The sequence below is a fragment of the Sideroxyarcus sp. TK5 genome, from assembly GCF_054601595.1.
The window spans coordinates 258,712-281,265 of sequence record NZ_BAAHSJ010000001.1 but is presented as its reverse complement, the minus strand read 5'-3'; the positions used below and the strand labels follow the sequence as shown (position 1 = coordinate 281,265).

Below are 22,554 nucleotides of genomic sequence, written 5' to 3'. Positions count from 1 at the left end.
TCCTTCACACGTTGGTTGATGGATGGTGCGTCATGTCCCTGCACCGATGATGTTACACCTTTGCCTCATGCGATGTACCCGCCGGCAACGGCTGCCCGAGCAGCTTGCTCATCTCGTTGCGTTCGGCGGCGTAGCGGCCGGTGAGCACGAAGCCGCTCATGCGCGCGTCCGCATCGAGGAAAGCCATCTTCACGCCGTCGCTGTTGGCGCGCAGTTGCCAGTTGCCGACCGCGTCGCGCGCCACCGGCAACACCGCCACCGGATGCGCGGGTGTCTTGACCACCACCGGCATGGCGGGGAACACCACCGGAGTCTCTTCGCCTGCCAGCGTCTTCGCCAGTGCGCGTGCCGCATGCATGATTGGCAGCACGAAAGGTTGCACCTTGCCTTCGATCTCGGCGCAGTCACCCAGTGCGAAGATGGCCGCATCGCTGCTGCGCAGGCTGGCATCCACCTTGATGCCGCGATTCACTGCCAGACCTGCCGCCTGCGCCAGGGCGATGCGCGGACGCAACCCAACAGCGGACAACACCAGACCGGTTTGAAGTTGCGTGCCATCCGCCAGCGTCAGGGTATAGCCATTCTCGTGACGATCCACGCGACTGACCGAAGTGCCGAAATGCCAGTCCACACCGATCTCCGCCAGCGGCGCGAGCAACTGCCTGCCCGCCTGTTCCGGCATCAGGCTGGCGAGCGGATACGGACCAGGGTCGATGACACTGACCTTGTAACCGGCAGTGGCCCAGTCGTTGGCGAATTCACAGCCGATGAGTCCGCCGCCCATGATGGTGATGTGTGCCACCCCCTGCACAGACTTGCGCAACTGCGCGTAGTCCGCGATGTCGTTGACCGACATCACCGCATCGGCCGCATCGCCCTGCACCGGGATGCGGATAGGGTCGGCCCCCTGCGCGATCACCAGCCTGTCGTACGCAAGTTCTCCCGCAGTGCTAACCAGCTTTTTGTTCGCGCGGTCGATGGCCTGCACTTCGGTCTTCGCCAGCAGCGTGATGCCGAGTTGCGCAGCCATTTCAGATGCGGGCGTCAGCACCAGCCCGGCAGCGTCCTTGCCTTGTGCAAAGGCATTGGAGAGCATGGGCTTGGAGTAGTAATCGCCGCTGTCGCGCGTGACCAGCGTGACCGGGATGTCTCGATCCAGTTTGCGCAGTTCGCGGATGACGGAGTAACCCGCCAGACCGCTGCCAAGTACGACGATCTGTTTCATGCTCTTCTCCCTAACCTTGGCCCTCTCCCTGAAGGAGAGGGGATTGAAACTGCGTCTTTGCTAAACCTCGATCATCTCGAAGTCTGCTTTGGCTACTCCACAATCCGGACACGCCCAGTTCTCGGGGATGTCCGCCCATTTGGTACCGGGCTTGATGCCTTCTTCCGGCAGCCCCTTGGTCTCGTCGTAAATGAAACCGCACACTACGCATTGCCATACTTTCATGATGTTCTCCTTGTCTTCGTTTCTGATTAAGCCGTGACCTTCGCCAATGCGGCGCGGTACTGGTTGGCGTGACGTTCTTCCACCCTGGCCAGAGCGGCGAAGCGCTTGGCCGCCTTTTCCAGCGTGGCCTTGAACATCTCGGCGTGCTCCTTCGATTCAGCGATCTGTTCCTTGATCTCGCTCGCGGCCGCATCGTGCCCTTCCTGCTGCGCGGTCTTGAGGAAGCCCGGATACATCTCGGTGTATTCGTAGGTCTCGCCTTCGATAGCCATCTGCAGGCACTTTTCCGTAGTCATCGTCGACTTCGGGTACAGCAGGTCGAGGTGCCCCAGTGCATGCTGCACCTCCTGGGCGGCGGTCTCTTCGAACACGCGCGCCACTTCCTCGTTGCCCTCGGCGCGCGCGATGGCGGCGAAATAGCGGTACTTGGTGTGCGCCATCGATTCGCCCGCCAGTGCGGCCTCGAGGTTGGCATGGGTCTTGATGTCCGGTCTTTGCATGATGTTCTCCTAGTTGGGTTGTCGGGTGGCTTCCTGGCCACGGGTGCAATGTAGGCGCATTCGAGCCATCAAGCCAATTGATTGTTCAAAGTCAGTTGATTTACTATGCAAATCACACGCCCGTCATTTCGGCGCAACAGGAGAGCAGCATGACCCTCAACGAACTGCGCTTCATCGTCGCAGTCGCCCAGGAACGCAACTTTCGCCGTGCCGCGGAGAAGGCCTTCATCAGCCAGCCCGCGCTGTCGCTGGCGATACAGAAACTGGAAGACGAACTGGGGCTGAAGATCTTCGAGCGCGGCAAGAACGAGGTCACCGTCACCCCCGTGGGCGCATCCATCGTGGAGCAGGCCCAGCGCGTGCTGGAAGAAGCGGAACGCATCCGCGAGATCGCCGCGCAAGGCAAGAACCAGCTCAGCACACCGCTGCGGCTGGGCATCATCCACAGCGTCAGCCCCTACCTGCTGCCAGACCTGATCCCTGAGTTGAGGAAACTCGCACCGCAGATGGCGCTGGAGGTGGAAGAGAACATCACCGCCAATCTCGATGCCTTGCTGCGCAACGGCAAGCTGGACGTCATCCTCATCGCGCTGCCGTTCGGCGATGCCGGCATCCTCACTCGCCCGCTCTATGACGAATCGTTCGAGGTCGTGGTGAACAGCGACCACCGCTGGGCAGGACGGCGCAGCATCAAGCCGACCGAGCTGGCACAGGAGAAAGTGCTGCTGCTTGATTCCGGCCACTGCTACAGTAACCAAGTGGATGAGGCTTGCCCCGGCAGCCGAAAGAATGCCGACACACAGCACGGCACCTCGCTGGAAACCATACGCAACATGGTCGCTTCCGGCTTGGGCATCACCGTGCTGCCCGCCTCGGCCAACAGCGCACGCTACCGCAGCAAGCTGCTCAGCGTGGTGCCCTTCACACAACCCGCGCCGTCGCGCCGCATCGCGCTGGCCTGGCGCAAGAGTTTCGCCCGCACGCAGGCGGTGGAAGTGCTGGCCGAAGCGGTCGGGCGTGCCAAGGTGACCGGCATCCGCCATCTGGCTTAAGCCCCACCCCTACCATGGGAAAACAGGCGGTTGGCGCTGGCCGCCGCCCGGCGTAGAATGCAGCCAAGTGTCAACGCACCGCTTACCAGGAGCCCATCATGCCAACCATACCCGGCCTCTCCGTTTCCAGCCTGAACAACTACGCGCAGCAACAACCGACGGGCACGTCGTCCACCCCGTCGCAGCCGCCGCAGAACACGCAGGACCAGTCTGCCAACGCGCAGAACAACGTGGTCGCCACGCTGACCAGCAACGACCAGACTTCCTCCACTTCTGCGCTCACCTACAACGCGTCCGGCCTGCTCAGCCGCTTCCAGCAATCCGTGCCGCAGAGCACCAGCACCGACACCGAGCAGGCTGCGCGCGATGCCATCCTGAACGCGCAGGACGCGATCACGCAGGCGCAGGGTTCCTTCGATTCCAGCCAAGCCTCGACCGGTAATTCCGCGATCGACACTGTCGCGCAGTTCGGGCAGGGCGATTCCGTTCCGAAGGCCAGCGAAGGCAGCCAGAGTGCCCAGGCCGCGCTGGCCCAGGCGCAATACCTTAGGAACCAGGAGCTGAACAACCTGCGCAGCAACACCACCTCAGCCACCGCCTGACACCCTCGCGCGCACCCTGAAGCGGTGCGCGCGAACCTTACGGGGGAACCAGAATGACCACCCCGCTGCAGCCCTACCGCCAGAACCCGATCCTGCGAACCAGCTACACGCTGATCGCCCCGCTGTACGATCTCGTCATCGAAGCGCCGATGCGCGCCGCGCGCAAGCGTTCGCTGGCCGCACTCCCCGCCGGATCGGCGCAGCAAGTACTGATCAGCGGCGCGGGAACGGGACTCGACCTGCCGCATCTGCCGGCCATGCACCGCTACACGGCGCTGGATTTCAACCCCGGCATGCTGGCGCGCGCCCGGCCGCGCGGCGACCATCTGGATGTGGATTTCGTGCTCGGCGACAGCATGGCATTGCCGTTCGACGATGCACGCTTCGATGTCGTGGTGCTGCACCTGATCGTGGCGGTGGTGCCGGAACCGCAACGTGCCTTGCGCGAAGCGGCGCGGGTATTGAAGCCGGGCGGCAAGATACTGCTGTTCGACAAGTTCCTGCAGCCGGGCCAGCGCGCGCCCCTGCGCAGGTTGCTGAACGGCATTTCACGCCGCCTGGCGACGCGCATGGATGTGGTGTTCGAGGACGTCTTGCGCGCTGCGCCGCAGCTCACCATTGACAGCGACGAGCCGGCGCTGGGCGGGGGCTGGTTCCGCCGGATCGTATTGAACAAAATCGAATAGACTGGGTCACAAAGCCCGGCACGCCAGCCCGGTCGGCGATTGATACGAACACACTGCATATGAAGCGGGAGTAAAAATGTCCAAGCACCAAGCACCACAAACCGCACAGACCCAAGCACTGAAGGCGATCCATCATCCTTTTGCCCAGCTTTCCAGACAGGCCGCATTCCGCCTGCTGTTCGGTGCGATGCTGCTGGCCATTGCCGCGCACAGTCAGGCGGTGACCGACACCTACACTGCAACCGGCACATGGACCGCACCGGCCGGCGTCACCAGCGTGGACGTGGAAGCCTGGGGCGGCGGGGGCGGGGGCGGGGGCGGCGAGGGCGATAGCTCGGACGGTGGCGGCGGCGGCGGCGGCGGTGCCTATTCCAGAACCACGTCGATCACGGTCGTACCCGGCACGACTTACACCGTGACGGTCGGCGCTGCCGGCACTGCGGGCGCAACGAATGGAACGGGTGGCACCGGCGGCGACTCCTGGTTCATCAATACTTCGACCATCCTCGCCAAAGGCGGCACGGGCGGTTCGGCACCCGTTAGCGATGAAGGCGGTCTCGCGGGCACTGGTGGATCTGCGACGGCGGGCGTGGGGGGCATAAAGTTCTCCGGCGGCAACGGAGGTGCCGGCCGCGACAGCAGTACCGGTCGTGGCGGCCCCGGCGGCTCATCGGCAGGCACGGCTGCGAACGGCACCAGCGGTGCCAGCGCCTGGTACACCTGTACCGCTGCCGCCCCTCCGACCGGCGGTGGCGTGGGTGGCAACGGCGGTTGCGCCGATAGTCAGAACGGTTTTGCCCCAGCGTCGGGTAACGGCGGGGGTGGCGGTGGCGCGGCGGAAAGGGACACGACAGGCGGCGCGGGCGCGCCGGGCCTGGTGAAGATCACATACACCCCGGGCGGCGGTGGCGGTGGCTCTGCCACCTCCAACCCCACCCTGTGCGTGAACGACACCGGTATCGGCACACGAGCATGGGGAGGACTGACCAATGTCGGGTCACAAAACAATGTCTACGCGACCGCAACGGCTACCAACAGCCAGATCACCAATTACCTGAAATGCACAGGCTACAACTTCGCCATTCCCGCTGATGCCACCATCACCGGCATCTCCGTCGGTCCGTGGCTGAATGCCTCACGCACGTTCACCGTCAACGCCATGCAACTGGTGAAGACCGATGTCATCCAGCCGACCAACCTCGCGACGGGGAACAACATCCCGAACGGCGGCGGCTCATTGCTGCCTGCACCGACGCAGCTGACCTTCGGTGATGCGGCCAACCTGTGGGGCAACACCTGGACGCCGTCCGACATCAACGCCGCCACCTTCGGCGCGGCCTTCGCCGCCCAGCGCGGACCCTATGATTCCTTTCAGACCGTGGCGGTCGATGCCATGCCCATCACTGTCGACTATACGCTCCCCCCCTCTTTAGCTGCGGATTACCACATGGACGAAAGCAGTTGGAACGGCACATCGAACGAGGTGGTGGATAGCAGCACGAATGCCCTGCATGGCACCGCCCAACTGGGCGCAACAACGGCAACGGCCAAACTCTGCAACGGGGCCAACCTGGCAGCGAACTATGTTCAGATCGCCGATAGCGACCGACTCGATCTGACGAACACGCTGACAGTCACTGCCTGGCTGAAGCCCGCGCGCTGGGGCGGCACACCCGGCAAGGATGCGCTAATGAGCTTCATCTCCAAGGGAACGAACTACAAAGCGCACATCGACGCTTCCGGCAAGGTCTACTGGCAGTGGGGCACCAGCAGTTTGACTTCTGCAGCATCAGTGCCGATCAACGCCTGGACGCATGTCGCGCTGGTATACACGAACGGCTTGCAGACCCTCTATATCAATGGCGTCGCGAACAGCTCGGCGGCTCTGAGCGGGACATTGCCGACCAACACCTTGCCGCTGCAGATCGGTGACGACCAAGGCTACGGCGGCGGAACGCGTCGCTTCGATGGGATGATCGACGAAGTAAAGATATTCAACGTTGCACTGACTCCAGCCGAGATTGCCGACGGCTATGCCAACGAAGATTCAGGAAAGAACTGGTACGGCTCGGCACGCGCCTGCCCCTCGTTGCTGGATCATGTCAGTATCGATGCCCCGGTCACGGCAGTGGCCTTGGCCGCAACACCTGTGACGATCTCCCCGCATACGACCGCACATGCCGCCCTGAGCGGCTATACGATCAATCTTTCCACTAACACCGGACTGGGGAACTGGGGCATCGGTACAGGCGCGGGCACACTGATACCGGGTGCAGCCAACAGCGGGCAGGCGACCTATATCTTTGCTGCCGGTGAAAGCGCGGCGACGCTTTACTTCACCTACCAGACGGCTGACACCGTGACGATCTTCGTGGACGATCCCGGTGGAATCGACCTGCTGGCGAACACCCCTATTGCCGAGCTTTCCAACACCATCACCTACACCGTTCCGAACTATACGTTCACTGACAGCGCCTGCGTGCATAACATCGCCTTCGGCGCGCCGGGGCAGACTTGCGCCGTGCTCGGCTGGTCGCCGCAAGTGGCCGGCATTGATGTTGCGAACGTCTACATCACGACATTGAACGCGGCAGGCGTCCCCACTCGTCTGCACCCGACCCAGGTACGAACACGCGATATGGCGTTCGCCTTGTCCTGCCACAACCCGGTGGCGAATGCCGGCGTACAGGCGGCGTTCAGCGGCGTGACCCTTCCTCTGTGCCAAGCGAACGGGGCCACTCCCTCCGCCTGGTCCGCCTCGCTGGCCGTCAGCTTTCCCGGCGGAAGCCCTTCCGCCGGGCCGTACGCCTTCAACTATGCGGACGTGGGCAAGGTGGAGCTGTGGATGCGCAACAGCGCCGCCACCGCGCAGGTCGGCGCGAGCGGACAGTTCGTGGTCGCACCGCATCACTTCGGCATCTCGGGTGTGACGGGCGGGCCGATCAAGGCCGGCAATGATTTCGCCGCCACGGTGACTGCCTACAACGGCCTGGCCACTCCGACCGCGACGCCGAACTTTGGCAAGGAGAATCTGCATCTGGCCGTCCCGGCGAATGTGCCGGAGAGCGTGTCGATCACCTTCAGCAAATGTCAGCCCAGCGGCGTGTCATCCTCCAACGGCACATTCAATACAGGCACACTGCCCGCTTTCGCCAACGGTGCCGTGACCGCCAGCACGCTCAACTGGAGTGAAGTGGGCAACGGCGATCTGACCACCACGCTGAGCAGCGGCAGCTACCTGCTTTCCGGTCTCAGCGCCAACGGCAACACCGGCACAGGCGGCACGGTCTGCAATGGCGCGGGCAACGTCGGACCTTTCGTGCCGCACCACTTCAACACCTATGTGACCGCACCGATGACCGTCTGCCCCACCGGACAGACCTGCCCCGTGGCAGGCTGGGTTTACTCCGGGCAGCCGTTCACGGTGAACGTCAGTGCGGCGAACGCCAGCGATGCCATCACACTGAACTACGACGGCACGGCGAGCACCTCGCCCAACTTCGCCAAGGCCGTGACATTGACGGCCTGGGATGCGGTCGGCAGCACCACCACCCAGAACCCGCCTTCCGCCGATCCCGGTGTACTGTCGAATACAAGCATCGCCGCCTCCGCTTTCAATCAGGGCAGTACCGTCCTCGGCACACCGGCGACACCGACCTATACCTTCGCCACCTCGCCCACCGCACCCACCGACATCTTCCTGCGTGCAGCGGATGCCGATGCCACCTCTCGGCGCAGTCTGGCGGCCACCTCCATCGAAGGCGGCGTGCGGGTATTCAGCGGGCGTCTCAAGATCGGCAACAGCTATGGTTCGGATCTGCTGCCGCTCGCGATGAGGGTGACGGCACAGTTCTACGGTGGCAGCAATTGGCTGACCAGCAATACGGACGATGTATCCGCGTTCGATAGCGCGCTCAGCACGGCGGGCGGTAACGTGGTCGTCTCCAATCTGGTGGGGATGGGCGGCACAGTGAGCATCGTGTCACCGGGCACAGCCGCCGTCACCGCCGGTGTGCGCACCTTCACGGTGGCGGCACCAGGCGTACCGGGCAGTGTCGACCTCAGTCTGAGTGCGCCGGCCTATCTGCTGGGCGGCAGCAACGGCGCAGCGACCGACCCGAGCATCCCGGGACGCGCCACGTTCGGCATCTACAAAGGGAACGACGCGTTCATCTACCAGCGCGAGGCTTATTGAGCGGCGAACCTTTCAAGGTGACCTTTGCTGAAACGAAGAACCCGCCAGCGGCGGGTTCTTCGTTGTCACGGTCCGGCGCAGCGATTGCGACATCCCTTCAAGACACCGCCCTGCGGCAGTAACAGTAGACGAACTGCTGCACCTTTCCGGCCGGCGTGTGGTGGGCTTCCTTCTGGTGCTTCAGCAGGGTGAACGCCTCGCCGAACTGGTCGTGCAACTCTTCCGGCCGGTAGCGCATCACCGGCAGGCCGCTGCATTCCAGCGGACCATCCTCGGCGAAGGTCGCCACGATCACATGCCCGCCCGGCTTCACCGAACGGAACACGGTCTGCACATAGGCCTCGCGCTGCTCGGGCGTGGTGAGGAAGTGGAACACGGCGCGGTCGTGCCAGATGTCGTAACGCTTTGGCGGCAGATCGACCTCGGTGATGTCGGCCTCGATCCAGCGCACCCGGCACTCATCCTTGCCCAGACGCTTGCGTGCCGCCTCCATCGCATGTGCCGAAAGATCGAGCACGGTGAGATCGCTGTAACCGCTCGCCAGCAGGTCATCCACCAGCGTGGAGGCACCGCCGCCGACATCGATGATGCCCGCATCCTTGCCCAGACCCGTGGCGCGGATCAGATCGAGCGAGAGACTGGCATGCGGCTGGAACCAGCTCACCGCATCGGTCGATTTCGTCGTATAGACTGTTTCCCAGTGCTGTTTCGGCTGCATGCTGACCTCCTTTTCAGAAAGCTTATACCCAGTCTTTGGGCACCAGATACTTGTCGTACAACTCCGCTTCCGGCGTACCCGCTTCCGGGTGCCAGTCGTAGCGCCACTTCACCAGCGGCGGCATGGACAGCAGGATGGATTCGGTGCGGCCGTTCGACTGCAGGCCGAAGATGGTGCCGCGGTCGATCACCAGGTTGAACTCCACATAGCGGCCGCGACGATACAACTGGAAGTCGCGCTCGCGCTCGCCGTAAGGCATGTCCTTGCGCTTCTCCAGCAGCGGCACATAGGCCGACAGGTAGTGGTCGCCCACACTCTGCTGGATGGCGAAGCAGGTGTCGAAGTCCGGCGTGTTCAGGTCATCAAAGAAGATGCCGCCCACACCGCGCGGCTCGTTGCGGTGCTTGAGGAAGAAATACTCGTCGCACCACTTCTTGAATCTCGGGTGCAGCGACGGATCGAACGGCGCCAGCGAGTTCTTGCAGATCTGGTGGAAGTGCTGCGCATCTTCCTCGAAGCCGTAGTAAGGCGTGAGGTCCATGCCGCCGCCGAACCAGAACACCTTGTCGCCGTCCGGCTTGTGCGCCATGAACATGCGCACGTTGGCATGCGAGGTCGGTGCATACGGGTTGCGCGGATGCATCACCAGCGACACGCCCATCGCCTCCCACGAGCAACCGGCCAGCTCGGGACGGTGCGCCGTGGCAGAAGCAGGCATCTTGTCGCCCTGCACATGCGAGAACGCCACGCCACCGCGCTCCAGCACATTGCCTTCCTCGATGATGCAGCTGATGCCCTCGCCCTTGCCGATGCCGCCGGAACCGGTGGCGCGCGTCCACTTGTCGCGGAGGAACTTCTTGCCATCCACCTGTTCCAGACGGTCGACGATGAGTTCCTGCAGTTCCAGCAGGTAGGTCTTTACGGCGTTGCTATCCATTGTTTCTCCTCCGGTACTTTCGTCATTCCGGCGCAGGCCGGAATCCAGTCAATCAAATATCTCCGCATCGCGGAGACAACACCAACGGCATGTTTGATAAAGGCGCTGGATCCCGGCCTGCGCCGGGATGACGGGTTGATGATTATTGGCGAACGATTCTATCACCGCCCCACGCCTTGATCGTCGAAGGACGTTTGCGTTTGCCCACGCGACCGCGCAATACCCACACGCGATCTCCGAATATGCGCCGGCATTCCGCATAAGTCTTCGCCGCGCGCATGCCGCTGCGGTTGGCACTGGTGGACACCAGCGCACTGCCGGCACTGCGGCACAGTTGCCGCGCGAACGCATGCGCCGTCAGCCGCACCGCCAGCGAATCATGCACCCCGCGCAACCAGCGCGGACAGGAAGGTTTCGCCGGCATCAGATACGTCACCGCCTGCGCGCCATCCTGCTGCAAACGCTGTTGCTCGGCGGCAGTGAGCGGCTGAATGAATGGCGCGACCTGGTGATAGTCCGACGCAATGAGGATCAAGCCCTTCTTCTGCGGCCGCCGCTTCAGCTTCAGGATGCGCCGCACCGCGCGCCGATTGTGCGGATCGCAGCCGAGGCCGTAGCAGGACTCGGTGGGATAAGCGATCACGCCGCCGCGCTTGAGGTGGGCGGCGAGCGAACGAGCGGAGATGTGCCGTGCTGATGACATGGTTTTAGCGTGTAGAGGATCCGCGCGACCGCCCTTCAATCAAGGCGACCGCATGACGCGCGCAATCATACCGAAATTGCAGACAGGCGTACCGCGCTACAATGCGCGCCCCGGCCTGCCGCCGAACTTTCCGAGCACACGCATGACTGACGAACGCCTCATCCACATCGAAGAAAAGCTCACCCTGCAGGAAGACCTGATCGACGAGCTGAACAAGACCGTCTACCAGCAGCAACAAAAGATTGAGCGGCTTGAGGACTTCTGCCGGGAACTCGCCGGGCGGATCCGCGGACTTTCTGAAGCTGCGAATCCGGGCATGCCGGCAAACGAAAGGCCGCCGCACTATTAACAGACGCCCCACCCGTTTCAACGCAACGACCCGAACACCATGCTCAACAAACTTAATGAATTCTTCTCGACCCTGATCACCCCGGCCAACGACACACCGCGCCCCGAACACACCCTGCAACTCGCCACTGCCGTGCTGATGACAGAAGTCATGCGCGCGGACGCCGAAAGCAGCGAGGCCGAGCTGGCCACCGTCATGCGCATCCTCAAGCAACGCTTCCAGCTCAGCGACAGCGAAGTGCAACAACTTTCCGCGCTCGGCCAGCAGACCGCGCAGCACGCCACCGATCTCCATCAGTTCACCTCGCTCATCAACCGCGAACTGTCACGCGAAGAAAAGGGCCGCATCGTCGAATACATGTGGCAAGTCGCCTACGCCGACCACCACATCAGCGCCCACGAGAACCACCTGATGCGCAGAATGACCGACCTGCTGCACATCTCACAGGCCGACTACATCGCCGCAAAGATGCGGGCGAAGCAGGCCATGCAAAGCTGAATCAAGCCAGACCACCCAGCAAAACATGAGCGAAACACTCGGTTGAAAATGAGCCTCACAGGGGTGTATAAAGAAATCGAAGACGCAGCATCATCGATCAACAGCAGAAGGGAGGCAGCTATCGACCCCCTGAGACTTCACCACAATTAGACAGCAACACAACCAGCCTGACCGGCTGACCGCTTCGGCATCCCATAGGCCGACATAAAGATAACGCCGCATAGATGCGGCGTTTGCTTTTTGGAGTGGCGCATGTAGAAACTTCGAACTGATTCAATCAGCTTGTCTCAACCACATGCAAATCAACTAGATGTTGATCAGTCGCCCCAATTCCTCTATGCTCCTAAACAAGGAAATATATTTATCGCTGGATCTTTTCTTACGAGCTCTTTACAATTATAGTGAGTTCAAACATACCTTACCTAAAGCATGACAGCCATATGAAACTTACAGCCAGTGAACTATTCGCCGGGGTCGGCGGTTTCCGTCTTGGATTGGAAAGGAGTGGTTGGAAGACGGTCTTTGCAAATCAATGGGAGCCTGCAACTAAAGTGCAGCACGCGGCTGAATGCTATCTCAGCCATTTTCCCGATGAGCGCGGCAATCCGCATTTCAATCAAGACATCAACATCGTCACCTCATTGCTCGAGAAAGATCCGAGCGTCATCCCAGACCACACTCTTCTAGTAGGAGGTTTCCCTTGCCAGGACTATTCAGTAGCCACAACGAAGGCAAAAGGCATGCTCGGCAAAAAGGGAGTGCTCTGGTGGGAGATCGAGAAGATCGTTCGCATCAAACAGCCACCATTCTTGCTTTTAGAGAACGTAGATAGACTACTCGTATCCCCTGCAAAGCAACGTGGGCGGGATATGGGAATCCTGCTTGGTTGCTTAAGGGATTTAGGCTATTCGGTCGAATGGCGCGTCATCAATGCTGCTGATTACGGGTTGCCTCAAAAACGTAGGCGCATCTTCATCTTCGCCTTTAGAAATGACACAAAAGTAGCCAAGAAACTAAAGAAGGTCGGACTGACACATGAATGGCTACAGCAGAAAGGATTCTTCGCCAGCGATTTCCAGGTCAAAGTTGAGCCTGTCGACCATGATGAACCAGACCTCTTCGACAAAACCGTTCAAGAGATCTCCGACAGCTTTGCTTTCAAACTGCACAATGCAGGCGTTATGTCCGAAGGTCGCATCTATACTTTAAAGGTAACGCCACAACATCAGCCCATCTCGACATTAGGATCGATACTCCAAAGTTCAGTCGACGAGAGCTTTTATATCCCAGAGAGCGACATCAATAAAACCAAAGGCTGGAAATACGTCAAAGGCTCCAAGAGAGAGGAGCGAACAAACAAGGCAACAGGATATAAGTACTTCTTCACCGAGGGTGCGATACCCTTCCCTGAAAAGCTCGACACCCCTTCAAGGACACTACTTACTGGCGAGGGGAACCAGAATCCGAATCGATCGACCCATCTAATCCAGGATCCGACCAATGGCAGATACCGGACGTTGACACCAATAGAAGCAGAGCGACTGAATGGATTCCCTGATGACTGGACCAACACAGGGATGCCCAAAGGTAAGCGATACTTCTGTATGGGAAACGCCTTGGTTGTCGGTCTGATTGAACGCATGGGCAAGCGCCTGAAGGACTTCGCCAAATAACTCACAAGCGAATGGCTCGCCAACTCCCGCCATCCCCACCCTCAAGGTCTGCGACCACTGCTAAAGTGATGCGCGCAAACAAAGCTTCCGGGACCTCACCCGAACTGGCAGTTCGGAAGGCTCTGTGGAGCGCAGGGATACGAGGTTACCGACTCAACTGGAAAAGGGCTCCTGGCAGACCGGATATCTGCTTCCCGGGTAGGCGGATAGCGATATTCATCAATGGCTGCTTCTGGCATAGGTGCCCGATATGCGCCTACCCTCTGCCAAAGACGAATACAAAGTTCTGGAAAAAGAAGTTCAAGCTCAATGTTGAAAGGGACAAAAAGAAACTCGATGCTTTGCATGCTTCAAACTGGCAGACACTCACACTCTGGGAATGTGAAATCAAAAAAGACTTACCCACAATTGTTTCAAAGATTGCCACCTTTATCCGACAGCATACCGACTGAATAGGTCGCCACTTTTTGCTCTACGACACCAACCTTCTTCCTACCTTCAACGCGGTGCCTCAAATAGAAAGATTCAGGTGCTTCCAAGCCGATTATCAACATCGGAACAGTCAACATCTGCCGCATCGGCTTCAAGTAAGTGAGGAATTTCTCATAGGTTCCGACGGCACTATCGAACCCACCCGCCTCCCTCAAGCTCTCCGTCGCAGTAATCACAATCCCTATCTCAGTTTGGATGGCTTTCTGGACATGATTCAGCTCTCCAGAGAGATTGGGTTTGATCAGGTTCCACGCGACAGCCTCACCATGATTGAACGCAACCTCGACAGCGACCATTCCTTTTGCAAAGTCTAGCCTCCATGAATTGCCCTGGTAGTTGGTATCTTGGAATATCGGACTTTCTTCACGCCACCCCTCCAACATGAGATCGTCTTTTAGCGCCTTATTTATTGCAGCCGAAATACTCTTGCTCTTCCCTTCTGAGAAGCGCTGGAAATAGTCGATTATCTTCTCATCCGACAGGCCATCCAAAACCGATTTGAGCGATAGCCATTCCGCTTGGTAAGCCGGATTATTTGCCAGTAAATCCAAAGCATGTCGATGTGAGTACGTTTGATATTTCATATCCGCCTGTCATGAAGCCAATAATTAACACAACCCAACTGACTGGTAATGCACCATGCCAACAATGCTCAAGCCACTTTGGGTTAGTCACAACCTCCTGATGTATTTCAAAAGCTTCTCATGCGGGAGCAATGCTAACAGGATCGCAAAACAATACGGGGAAGCATTCCTGCTTCCCCGTTTCGCGAGATTCGGCTTCGAACTACTTCCGCATTTTCACCCGATAACCAATATTCCTGCGCATCTGGCTGCAATCGAACTCAATGCTGCTGGAAGCAGTTGTCAAGGATTCCTTGACTGCTGAAAGCTCAGCCAGCTCGACTCTTCCAAGCCGTTGCGATCTTCATTCTGGGGCAGAGAGATCGCTCATAGCGCTTCGCCCCCTTCGTTGAGGATGGCGAGATAGGCGTCGTACACGAATACCCGGTTGCGGCGCTGGCCGGTAAGTTCGCGCGCGATGCCGAGTTCGATCAGAGCTTGCATAACTTTGCTGGCCGTGGGGAAGCTGATGCCCGCCTCTGTGCTGAGCAACTTGATGGTGGATACCGGGTGGCTGCGCAAGGCGTGCAGCATGCGCAGTGCGTTGGCTGCACCGCGTCCGCTTTGCTGGATGCGCTGGCTGTCTTGCCCGAACTGCGCCACCAGGCGTTGTGCGGTTTGCACTGCGCCTTGTGCGGTTTGTTCGACGCCTTCCAGAAAGAAGTCCACCCATGCTTCCCAGTCGCCATCGGTGCGCACTTTGTCGAGCAATTCGTAGTACACGGGGCGGTGATGTTTGAAATACAGGCTAAGGTAAAGCAGCGGTTGTGCCAGCAGGCCACCCTGATGCAGCAGCAGTGCGATGAGCAGACGGCCCAACCTGCCATTGCCGTCCAGGAAAGGATGGATGGTTTCGAATTGCACATGCGCCAGTGCGGCCTTGATCAACACCGGGACGGATTCATTCGGCAGGTTGATGAATCGTTCGAGCGCGGACATGCAGGTTTCGACTTCCTGCGGCGGTGGCGGCACGAAGTGGGCATTGCCGGGACGGGTTCCGCCGATCCAGTTCTGGCTGCGGCGGAATTCGCCCGGTGCTTTGTCACTGCCGCGCCCGCGCGCCATCAGGTGGGTGTGCATTTCGCGTAACAGACGGTTGCATAGCGGGAAAGGTTCACGAAGACGCGCCATGCCGTGCTCCAACGCGGCGATGTAGTTGGAGACTTCGACCACGTCATCGAACGGTACGCCGGGCGCTTCGTCCAGCTCGAACAGCAGCAAGTCAGACAGCGATGATTGCGTGCCCTCGATCTGCGAGGAGAGTACAGCCTCGCGGCGCACATAGGCGTACAGGAAAAGCTGCGGGTCGAGTAGCAATGTGCTCACGCTGTCGAGTCGACCGATTGCAAGCGTGGCCCGCTCCAACAAACGCTGGCGTGCTTCATTGACCTCCAGTGCGGGGCTGGGCGGCAGGGCGCTTGGTACAAATGCGCGCACAGTCTCACCACCCGCAAGGCTTGAGAGGTATTGCCCGGTGATGTCTCTGTGCATGCGATCCACCTTTAATAAGAAATTACGCTGTTTAAATATTAGCGGAATATTTTAATAAAGCCCATTGTTTTGAATGGGGCTCACATTGCCTTATTGCTGGCAACGTAATAAAAACGGGGAAGTGGCAACACTTCCCCGTTTTTGTCCATCTTCGATACACCGCGCATAGCGCGGCACTCAGGACGAACGGCTTCTTGTCTGCTTACTTCCGCCCTATCGCCCGATAGCCGATATCGCGGCGCATCTGGCAGCCGTCGAACTTGATGCCGTCGGCGATCTCGTAGGCGCGGTTCTGCGCGTGCTTGACCATGTCGCCCAGCGCGACGACGCAGAGCACGCGGCCGCCGCTGGTGACGACCTTGCCGTCCTGCATGGCGGTGCCGGCGTGGAAGACGTGGGCATCTTCCAGGCCTTTGGGCAGGCCGGTGATGACGTCGCCCTTGCGCGGGGTGTCGGGGTAGTTCGCCGCGGCCATGACGACGCCGAGCGCGGTGCGCTTGTCCCATTCGGCTTCGACCTTGTCGAGCGTGCCGTTGATGCCGTGCTCGATGAGCACGGCGAAGTCGCTCTTGAGGCGCAGCATGATGGGCTGCGTTTCAGGATCGCCGAAGCGGCAGTTGAATTCCAGCACCTTGAGGCCGCCGTCCGGCGAGATCATCAGGCCGGCGTAGAGGAAGCCGGTATAGGTGACGCCTTCGGCTTCCATGCCGCGCACGACGGGCATGATGACTTCGCGCAGCGCTTTGGCGTGGATGGTGGGCGTGACGACGGGTGCGGGCGAATATGCGCCCATGCCGCCGGTGTTGGGGCCCTGGTCGCCATCGAGCAGGCGCTTGTGGTCCTGGCTGCTGGCCATGGCGAGTACGTTCTTGCCGTCCACCATGACGATGAAGCTGGCTTCTTCTCCGGCGAGGAATTCTTCGATCACGACGCGTGCACCGGCATCGCCCAGCTTGTTGTCGGACAGCATCATGTCGATGGCGTCGAATGCTTCTTGCTTGCTCATGGCGACGACCACGCCCTTGCCTGCGGCGAGGCCGTCGGCCTTGATGACGATAGGTGCGCCGTGTTTCTCGACGTAGGCTTTGGCGGGGGCGATCTCGCTGAAGGTCTCGAAGAAGGCGGTGGGGATGTTGTGGCGCGTCATGAAGCGCTTGGCGAAATCCTTGGAGGATTCGAGTTGCGCGGCGGCTTTGGTGGGGCCGAAGATCTTCAGCCCCGCAGCGCGGAACACATCGACCACGCCTGCGGCCAGCGGCGCTTCAGGGCCGACCACGGTCATGTAGATGTCGTTGGTCTTGGCGAACTCAAGCAGCTCGGGGATGGCGGTGATGTTGACGTTCTCCACGCCTTCTTCGAGCGCGGTGCCCGCGTTGCCGGGGGCGACGTAGACCTTCTGCACCTTCTTGCCTTGCGCCAGACGCCAGGCGAGTGCGTGCTCGCGACCGCCGGAACCGATGACCAATATTTTCATAACAACCCCTTATTGCCACAGAGGTCACAGAGTACACAGAGAGGGAAGCTGGTTTCTCTGTACCTCTGTGTACTCTGTGGCTGAATGTCTTTAGTGTCTGAAGTGACGGTGACCCGTGAACACCATCGCCAGGCCCAGTTCGTCGGCAGCGGCGATGACTTCTTCGTCGCGCATCGAGCCGCCCGGCTGGATGACGGCTTTGGCTCCGGCCTGGGCCAACACGTCGATGCCGTCACGGAACGGGAAGAAGGCGTCGGAGGCGACCACGGAACCGGCCAGGCTCAGGCCCGCGTTCTGCGCCTTGATGCTGGCGATCTTGGTGCTGTCCACGCGGCTCATCTGGCCGGCGCCGACGCCCAGTGTCTGGCCGCCCTTGCAGAACACGATGGCGTTGGACTTCACGTATTTGGCGACGCGCCATGCGAACAGCAGGTCGGTCATCTGCTCTGCTGTCGGTTGCAGTTTGGTGGCGACTTTGAGGTGTTGCGGGCCGACATTGAGTGCGTCTGGCGTCTGCACCAGCAGGCCGCCGGAGACACGCTTCACGTCCCACTGGTTGTGCGCGTTGGAGAGCGGCACGGTGAGCACGCGCACGTTCTGCTTGGCGGCGGTGACTTTGAGCGCAGCTTCGGTGGCGCTCGGCGCGATGATGACTTCGACGAACTGGTTGGCAGTGATCTGCGCGGCGGTAGCTTCGTCCAGTTCACGGTTGAAGGCGATGATGCCGCCGAACGCGGAGGTGGTGTCGGTGGCATAGGCCAGTTTGTAGGCGTTCAGCGCGCTGTCGGCGACGGCGACGCCGCAGGGGTTGGCGTGCTTGACGATGACGCAGGCGGGCTGCTCGAAGGTCTTCACGCATTCCCACGCCGCATCGGAATCGCCGATGTTGTTGTAGGACAGTTCCTTGCCCTGCACTTGCGTGTAATCGGCGATACCGCCGGGCACAGCGATCAGGTCGCGGTAGAAGGCGGCCTTCTGGTGCGGGTTCTCGCCGTAGCGCATGTCCTGCACCTTGGCGAAGTTGAAGTTGATCTGTGCAGGGAAATCCTGCTTGCTACCGTCGCTGTCGATGGCGGTGAGGTAGTTGCTGATCATGCTGTCGTAGGCGGCGGTGTGCGAGAAGGCTTTCTTGGCCAGGTCGAAACGGGTGGCGTCGGACACGGCACAGCCGTTGGTCTGCATCTCGGCCAGCACGTCGGCGTAGTCTGCCGGGTCGGTGACGATGGCGACGTGTGCGTGGTTCTTGGCTGCGGAGCGCACCATGGTCGGGCCGCCGATGTCGATGTTCTCGATGGCGTCTTCCAGCGTGCAGCCGGGCTTGGCGATGGTGGCCGCGAACGGGTACAGGTTCACCACCACGAGATCGATGGTGGGGATATCGTGCTTCTTCAGCGTGGCGACATGCTCGGGCAGGTCGCGGCGCGCGAGGATGCCGGCGTGCACTTTCGGCTGCAGGGTCTTGACGCGGCCGTCCAGCATCTCGGGAAAGCCTGTGTAGTCGGCGACCTCGGTGCAGGGGATCTTGTTGTCAGCGAGCAGCTTGGCGGTGCCGCCGGTGGAAAGGATCTTCACGCCGAGGGCGTGCAGGCCCTTGGCGAATTCGAGCACGCCGGATTTGTCGGAGACGCTGATGAGTGCTTGGGTGATGGCCATGGTCTTCTTTCGTGGATGATTATTTAATGCGGTGTTCCTGCATCTTCTTGCGCAGGGTGTTGCGGTTGATGCCGAGCAGGTCGGCGGTCCGTGTCTGGTTGCCACCAGCATGGTGCAGCACGGTTTCGATCAGTGGTTTTTCCACACAGTCGATCACCATGTCGTATACGCCGCAGGATGGTTCTTCGCCAGCCAGATCCTTGAAGTAATCGTTGAGTGCCTTGCGCACATGCTTGGCGATGTCGTTCTCGTTGATGCCACACTCTTCGCTGCTCATTTACTGCCCCCTTGTTGTGCTTTGCTGCGCTGCTGCCTGTCTCCGATGCCGATGCATGACAGGCGTTGCTGCGCCAGCCTGCGTCGTCCCTGCTCCTCCCCCTCCACCCCGACATATCTGTGCCGGTGGCGCATTGCGGGCCACTTATGCGGCTGCCGCCTCCCGTTCGTACTGCAGTCGTGCGTTGCCGACTTTTTGTTCTTCAAAGAATTCGGAGACGGCCTGCATCTGCTCGTCCACGCTTTCCAGTTGATTCATGCGATGGCGGAACACGGCGGAACCGGCCAATCCTTTGGTGTACCAGGAGATGTGTTTGCGCGCGACGCGCAGCCCGGTGTGTTCGCCGTAGAAGTCGTACAGGTCGGCCAGATGCGCGACCAGCACCTGCTGGATCTCGCCGACTTGCGGCGACAGCAGATGGGTGCCGGTGTTCAGGAAGTGTTCGATCTCGCGGAACAGCCAGGGGCGACCCTGCGCTGCGCGGCCGATCATCACGGCGTCGGCGCCGGTATGGTCGAGCACGTATTTGGCTTTTTCCGGCGTGGTGATGTCGCCGTTGGCGATGATGGGGATGCGCACCGCGTCCTTCACGGCGCGGATGGTGTCGTATTCGGCGTCGCCGGTGTAGGCGCAGGCGCGGGTGCGGCCGTGGATGGCGAGCGCCTGGATGCCGCTGGCTTCGGCGATGCGCGCGATGTTGGCGGCGTTGCGATTCTGTTTGTCCCAGCCGGTGCGGATCTTGAGCGTGACCGGCACGTCGACCGACTTGACCACGGCTTCGAGGATCTCGGCCACCAGCTTCTCGTTCTGCATCAGCGCGGAACCGGCCATCACATTGCAGATCTTCTTGGCAGGGCAGCCCATGTTGATGTCGATGATCTGCGCACCGTTGTCCACGTTGTGTTGTGCGGCTTGTGCCAGCATCTTCGGATCGGCACCGACGATCTGCACCGAGATGGGATCGACTTCGCCTTCGTGGTTGGCGCGACGTTTGGTCTTCTCGGAACCGTACAGCAATGAGTTGGAAGCCACCATCTCGGACACGGCCATACCCGCGCCCATCCGCTTGCACAGGATGCGGAACGGACGATCGGTCACACCCGCCATGGGGGCGACGATCAGGTTGTTCTTGAGTTTGTAGCGACCGATTTGCATGGCGATTCCTGAAGGGGGCGGCGATTATAAATTAATCAATCCCCGCATGCTATGATGCCCGCAGATTTTTACGGTCAGTACCCTATCCGGGCTGTCTACTTAACCCTAAAGTGTGAGGTGTCCTTATGGAGTTCGACATCATCATCGTCGGCGGCGGCCTGGTCGGCGCAAGCCTGGCGGCCTCTTTGCGCGACAGCGGGCTGAAGCTGGCATTGGTTGAAAGTGGTCCCTCACCTCAGGCATCAAAGGCCGATGACGATTGGGATGCGCGCATCTACGCATTCACCCCCGGTAACGCCGAGTTCCTGCACGAATGTGGTGCATGGCAGCGACTGGACATGTCGCGCGTGCAACAGGTGGAGGAGATGCGCGTGTTCGGCGACACCGGCGCCAAACTGAATTTCAGCGCCTACCAACTGGGCGTGCCGGAGATGGCTTTCATCCTGGAGAGCCGTTTGTTGCAGGATGCACTGTGGCAGGGCCTGCGCGAGCAGCAGAACCTCACCCTGCTGCACCCCGCGCAGTGTGCAGCGCTGGCCATCGATGGCGAGGCAGCCCTTCTGACGCTGAAGGACGGACGCGAGATCAAGGCCAGGCTGATCGTAGGCGCGGACGGCCGCGATTCCTGGGTACGACATCAGGCGGTCATGCCGGAAGTGCCCACTCCCTACAACCAGCATGGTCTGGTCGCCAATTTCACCATCAGCAAGGCGCACCGCGGCATCGCTTATCAGTGGTTCACCGAGGATGGCATCCTCGCCCTGCTGCCTTTGCCGGGGCGGCGCATCTCCATCGTATGGTCGGTGACGCCGGAGAAGTCAGCCGAGTTGCTGGCGCTGTCGCACGAGGAATTGTGTGCGCGCGTGGCGGCAGCTTCCAACCATACCTTGGGCGAACTGAAAGTGATCACCGCGCCCGCCGCATTCGCATTGCGCGTGCTGAATCTGGCACACATCACCAAACCGCGTCTGGCGCTGGTGGGCGATGCGGCGCACAACGTTCATCCGCTGGCCGGACAGGGCGTGAACCTCGGCCTGCGCGATGCGCGCGAACTGTCTCAGACGATCATGCAACGCGGCGCGCTGGATTGCGGCGATCTGCGCCTGCTTCGCCGCTACGAGCGTGCGCGTCAGGAAGACATCCTGTCCATGCAACTCACGACTGACGCCCTGAAACACCTGTTCGTGAATGCCAACCCGGTGCTGCGTACACTGCGCAACGTCGGCATGGCCGCCACCAACGCCATCGTGCCGCTGAAGAAGATGCTGGCCCGCCACGCCCTCAACTGATTTCCAAACCAAGGATGCATCAAATGTTCAGAACCCTGCTGTTGCTGCTGCTCGCCACTTCACTCGCCCATGCCGCTGATGACAAGTCCGCAGCCGTCAAGGACGCCCTCAAGGCATACCAACAACTGATCGGGCCGGTGGATCAGGTGAATCCTTCACCCGTCTCCGGCTTGTATGAAGTGGTGACCGGCGACCATATCTTCTATACCGACGAGAAGGCCGAGATACTGATCGACGGCCAGATGTTCGACCTGAATGCGCGCCGCAATCTGACCGAGGCACGCGCGCGCAAACTGTTCGCGGTGGAGTTCGACAAGCTGCCGCTGAATATCGCCATGAAGAAAGTGAAGGGCGACGGCAGCCGCAAGCTGGCATATTTCACCGACCCGAACTGCGGCTATTGCAAGAAGCTGGAGCAGGAACTGAAGAGCATCGACAACGTGACGTTGTACCTGTTCATGTACCCGATCTTCAACGGCTCCGCCGAGAAGGTGCAGGCCGTGCTTTGCAGCAAGGACCCGGTGAAGACCTGGGACAAGCTGATGCAGGACAACGTGCAACCCAAGCCTGCCACCTGCAAGCTGCCGACCGATGAAGTCATGGCGCTGGGCCGCAAGCTGAAGGTGAACGGCACACCCGCGCTGATCTTTGCCAACGGCGTGATGAATCCCGGCTATATGCCGGCGGAACAATTGGAAAGAGCGCTGAACGAGAACAAATAAAAAAACGGGGCATCG

22 protein-coding genes are annotated in these 22,554 nt (G+C 60.5%); 10 read left to right on the top strand and 12 right to left on the bottom strand.

Annotated elements, in window-relative coordinates:
• Positions 1-52: 52 nt before the first annotated feature.
• From ACYPYQ_RS01345 to ACYPYQ_RS01335, 3 genes are read right to left on the bottom strand one after another with little or no spacing between them, the layout of a single operon-like run.
• Positions 53-1,225 (bottom strand): FAD-dependent oxidoreductase, encoded by a 1,173-nt coding sequence (locus tag ACYPYQ_RS01345; protein WP_459718289.1) that lies wholly within the window; start codon positions 1,223-1,225, stop codon positions 53-55.
• A gap of 60 nt (positions 1,226-1,285) precedes the next feature.
• Positions 1,286-1,450, bottom strand: coding sequence for a rubredoxin (locus tag ACYPYQ_RS01340; RefSeq protein ID WP_459718287.1), 165 nt, complete (start codon positions 1,448-1,450; stop codon positions 1,286-1,288).
• 26 nt (positions 1,451-1,476) lie between these two features.
• A complete protein-coding gene (locus tag ACYPYQ_RS01335) occupies positions 1,477-1,950 on the bottom strand; it encodes a rubrerythrin family protein (protein WP_459718284.1) in 474 nt (157 codons plus the stop codon).
• 149 nt (positions 1,951-2,099) lie between these two features.
• Here ACYPYQ_RS01335 and ACYPYQ_RS01330 point away from each other — a divergent pair, with 149 nt between their 5' ends.
• The 4 genes from ACYPYQ_RS01330 (at position 2,100) to ACYPYQ_RS01315 (ending at position 8,485) form a co-directional block, all read left to right on the top strand.
• Positions 2,100-3,002 carry a hydrogen peroxide-inducible genes activator gene (locus ACYPYQ_RS01330; RefSeq protein WP_459718280.1) on the top strand — a complete coding sequence of 301 codons (903 nt, stop codon included), beginning with the start codon at positions 2,100-2,102 and terminating at the stop codon, positions 3,000-3,002.
• Positions 3,003-3,100: 98 nt separating this feature from the next.
• The gene (locus ACYPYQ_RS01325; protein WP_459718277.1) at positions 3,101-3,604 is read left to right on the top strand and encodes a hypothetical protein; all 504 of its coding nucleotides are present in this window, start codon (positions 3,101-3,103) and stop codon (positions 3,602-3,604) included.
• A 53-nt stretch (positions 3,605-3,657) separates the two neighbouring features.
• Entirely contained in the window at positions 3,658-4,290 is a 633-nt protein-coding gene (locus ACYPYQ_RS01320; RefSeq protein WP_459718273.1) for a class I SAM-dependent methyltransferase, read from the top strand.
• Positions 4,291-4,366: 76 nt separating this feature from the next.
• A complete protein-coding gene (locus ACYPYQ_RS01315; RefSeq protein ID WP_459718270.1) occupies positions 4,367-8,485 on the top strand; it encodes a DUF6701 domain-containing protein in 4,119 nt (1,372 codons plus the stop codon).
• Between the two features lie 97 nt (positions 8,486-8,582).
• On the opposite strand, the gene ACYPYQ_RS01310 is transcribed toward ACYPYQ_RS01315, so the two are convergent.
• The 3 genes from ACYPYQ_RS01310 to ACYPYQ_RS01300 form a co-directional block, all read right to left on the bottom strand.
• Positions 8,583-9,203 carry a class I SAM-dependent methyltransferase gene (locus tag ACYPYQ_RS01310; RefSeq protein WP_459718266.1) on the bottom strand — a complete coding sequence of 207 codons (621 nt, stop codon included), beginning with the start codon at positions 9,201-9,203 and terminating at the stop codon, positions 8,583-8,585.
• Positions 9,204-9,225: 22 nt separating this feature from the next.
• On the bottom strand, positions 9,226-10,140 hold the full coding sequence (gene hemF / locus ACYPYQ_RS01305) for an oxygen-dependent coproporphyrinogen oxidase (RefSeq protein WP_459718263.1): 915 nt from the start codon (positions 10,138-10,140) through the stop codon (positions 9,226-9,228).
• A gap of 142 nt (positions 10,141-10,282) precedes the next feature.
• Positions 10,283-10,843, bottom strand: coding sequence for an L-threonylcarbamoyladenylate synthase (locus ACYPYQ_RS01300; protein WP_459718260.1), 561 nt, complete (start codon positions 10,841-10,843; stop codon positions 10,283-10,285).
• A 52-nt stretch (positions 10,844-10,895) separates the two neighbouring features.
• Here ACYPYQ_RS01300 and ACYPYQ_RS01295 point away from each other — a divergent pair, with 52 nt between their 5' ends.
• The 4 genes from ACYPYQ_RS01295 to ACYPYQ_RS01280 all read left to right on the top strand — a co-directional run bounded on the left by ACYPYQ_RS01295 (position 10,896) and on the right by ACYPYQ_RS01280 (position 13,815).
• On the top strand, positions 10,896-11,192 hold the full coding sequence (locus tag ACYPYQ_RS01295) for a SlyX family protein (RefSeq protein ID WP_459718255.1): 297 nt from the start codon (positions 10,896-10,898) through the stop codon (positions 11,190-11,192).
• Positions 11,193-11,231: 39 nt separating this feature from the next.
• On the top strand, positions 11,232-11,690 hold the full coding sequence (locus tag ACYPYQ_RS01290) for a tellurite resistance TerB family protein (RefSeq protein WP_459718253.1): 459 nt from the start codon (positions 11,232-11,234) through the stop codon (positions 11,688-11,690).
• Between the two features lie 440 nt (positions 11,691-12,130).
• On the top strand, positions 12,131-13,363 hold the full coding sequence (gene dcm / locus ACYPYQ_RS01285; protein ID WP_459718250.1) for a DNA (cytosine-5-)-methyltransferase: 1,233 nt from the start codon (positions 12,131-12,133) through the stop codon (positions 13,361-13,363).
• Positions 13,364-13,374: 11 nt separating this feature from the next.
• Entirely contained in the window at positions 13,375-13,815 is a 441-nt protein-coding gene (locus ACYPYQ_RS01280; RefSeq protein WP_459718247.1) for a very short patch repair endonuclease, read from the top strand.
• Here the strand turns inward: ACYPYQ_RS01280 and ACYPYQ_RS01275 are convergent.
• From ACYPYQ_RS01275 to dusB, 6 genes are all read right to left on the bottom strand, one after another.
• Positions 13,777-14,439: a BglII/BstYI family type II restriction endonuclease gene (locus ACYPYQ_RS01275; RefSeq protein WP_459718243.1), complete on the bottom strand. Its 663-nt coding sequence runs from the start codon at positions 14,437-14,439 to the stop codon at positions 13,777-13,779. The genes ACYPYQ_RS01280 and ACYPYQ_RS01275 overlap by 39 nt on opposite strands.
• A 366-nt stretch (positions 14,440-14,805) precedes the next feature.
• Entirely contained in the window at positions 14,806-15,969 is a 1,164-nt protein-coding gene (locus tag ACYPYQ_RS01270; RefSeq protein WP_459718240.1) for a Fic family protein, read from the bottom strand.
• Positions 15,970-16,171: 202 nt separating this feature from the next.
• A complete protein-coding gene (gene purD, locus ACYPYQ_RS01265) occupies positions 16,172-17,443 on the bottom strand; it encodes a phosphoribosylamine--glycine ligase (protein WP_459718237.1) in 1,272 nt (423 codons plus the stop codon).
• Positions 17,444-17,533: 90 nt separating this feature from the next.
• Positions 17,534-19,096, bottom strand: coding sequence for a bifunctional phosphoribosylaminoimidazolecarboxamide formyltransferase/IMP cyclohydrolase (purH, locus tag ACYPYQ_RS01260; protein WP_459718233.1), 1,563 nt, complete (start codon positions 19,094-19,096; stop codon positions 17,534-17,536).
• Between the two features lie 19 nt (positions 19,097-19,115).
• Positions 19,116-19,373, bottom strand: a complete 258-nt coding sequence (locus tag ACYPYQ_RS01255) for a helix-turn-helix domain-containing protein (protein WP_459718230.1) — start codon at positions 19,371-19,373, stop codon at positions 19,116-19,118.
• Positions 19,374-19,517: 144 nt separating this feature from the next.
• Positions 19,518-20,528 carry a tRNA dihydrouridine synthase DusB gene (gene dusB / locus ACYPYQ_RS01250; RefSeq protein ID WP_459718226.1) on the bottom strand — a complete coding sequence of 337 codons (1,011 nt, stop codon included), beginning with the start codon at positions 20,526-20,528 and terminating at the stop codon, positions 19,518-19,520.
• Positions 20,529-20,653: 125 nt separating this feature from the next.
• Here dusB and ACYPYQ_RS01245 point away from each other — a divergent pair, with 125 nt between their 5' ends.
• Together ACYPYQ_RS01245 and ACYPYQ_RS01240 are read left to right on the top strand one after the other, a co-directional pair.
• Positions 20,654-21,817 (top strand): UbiH/UbiF family hydroxylase, encoded by a 1,164-nt coding sequence (locus ACYPYQ_RS01245; RefSeq protein ID WP_459718223.1) that lies wholly within the window; start codon positions 20,654-20,656, stop codon positions 21,815-21,817.
• 23 nt (positions 21,818-21,840) lie between these two features.
• Entirely contained in the window at positions 21,841-22,539 is a 699-nt protein-coding gene (locus tag ACYPYQ_RS01240; RefSeq protein WP_459718220.1) for a DsbC family protein, read from the top strand.
• Positions 22,540-22,554 lie beyond the last annotated feature (15 nt).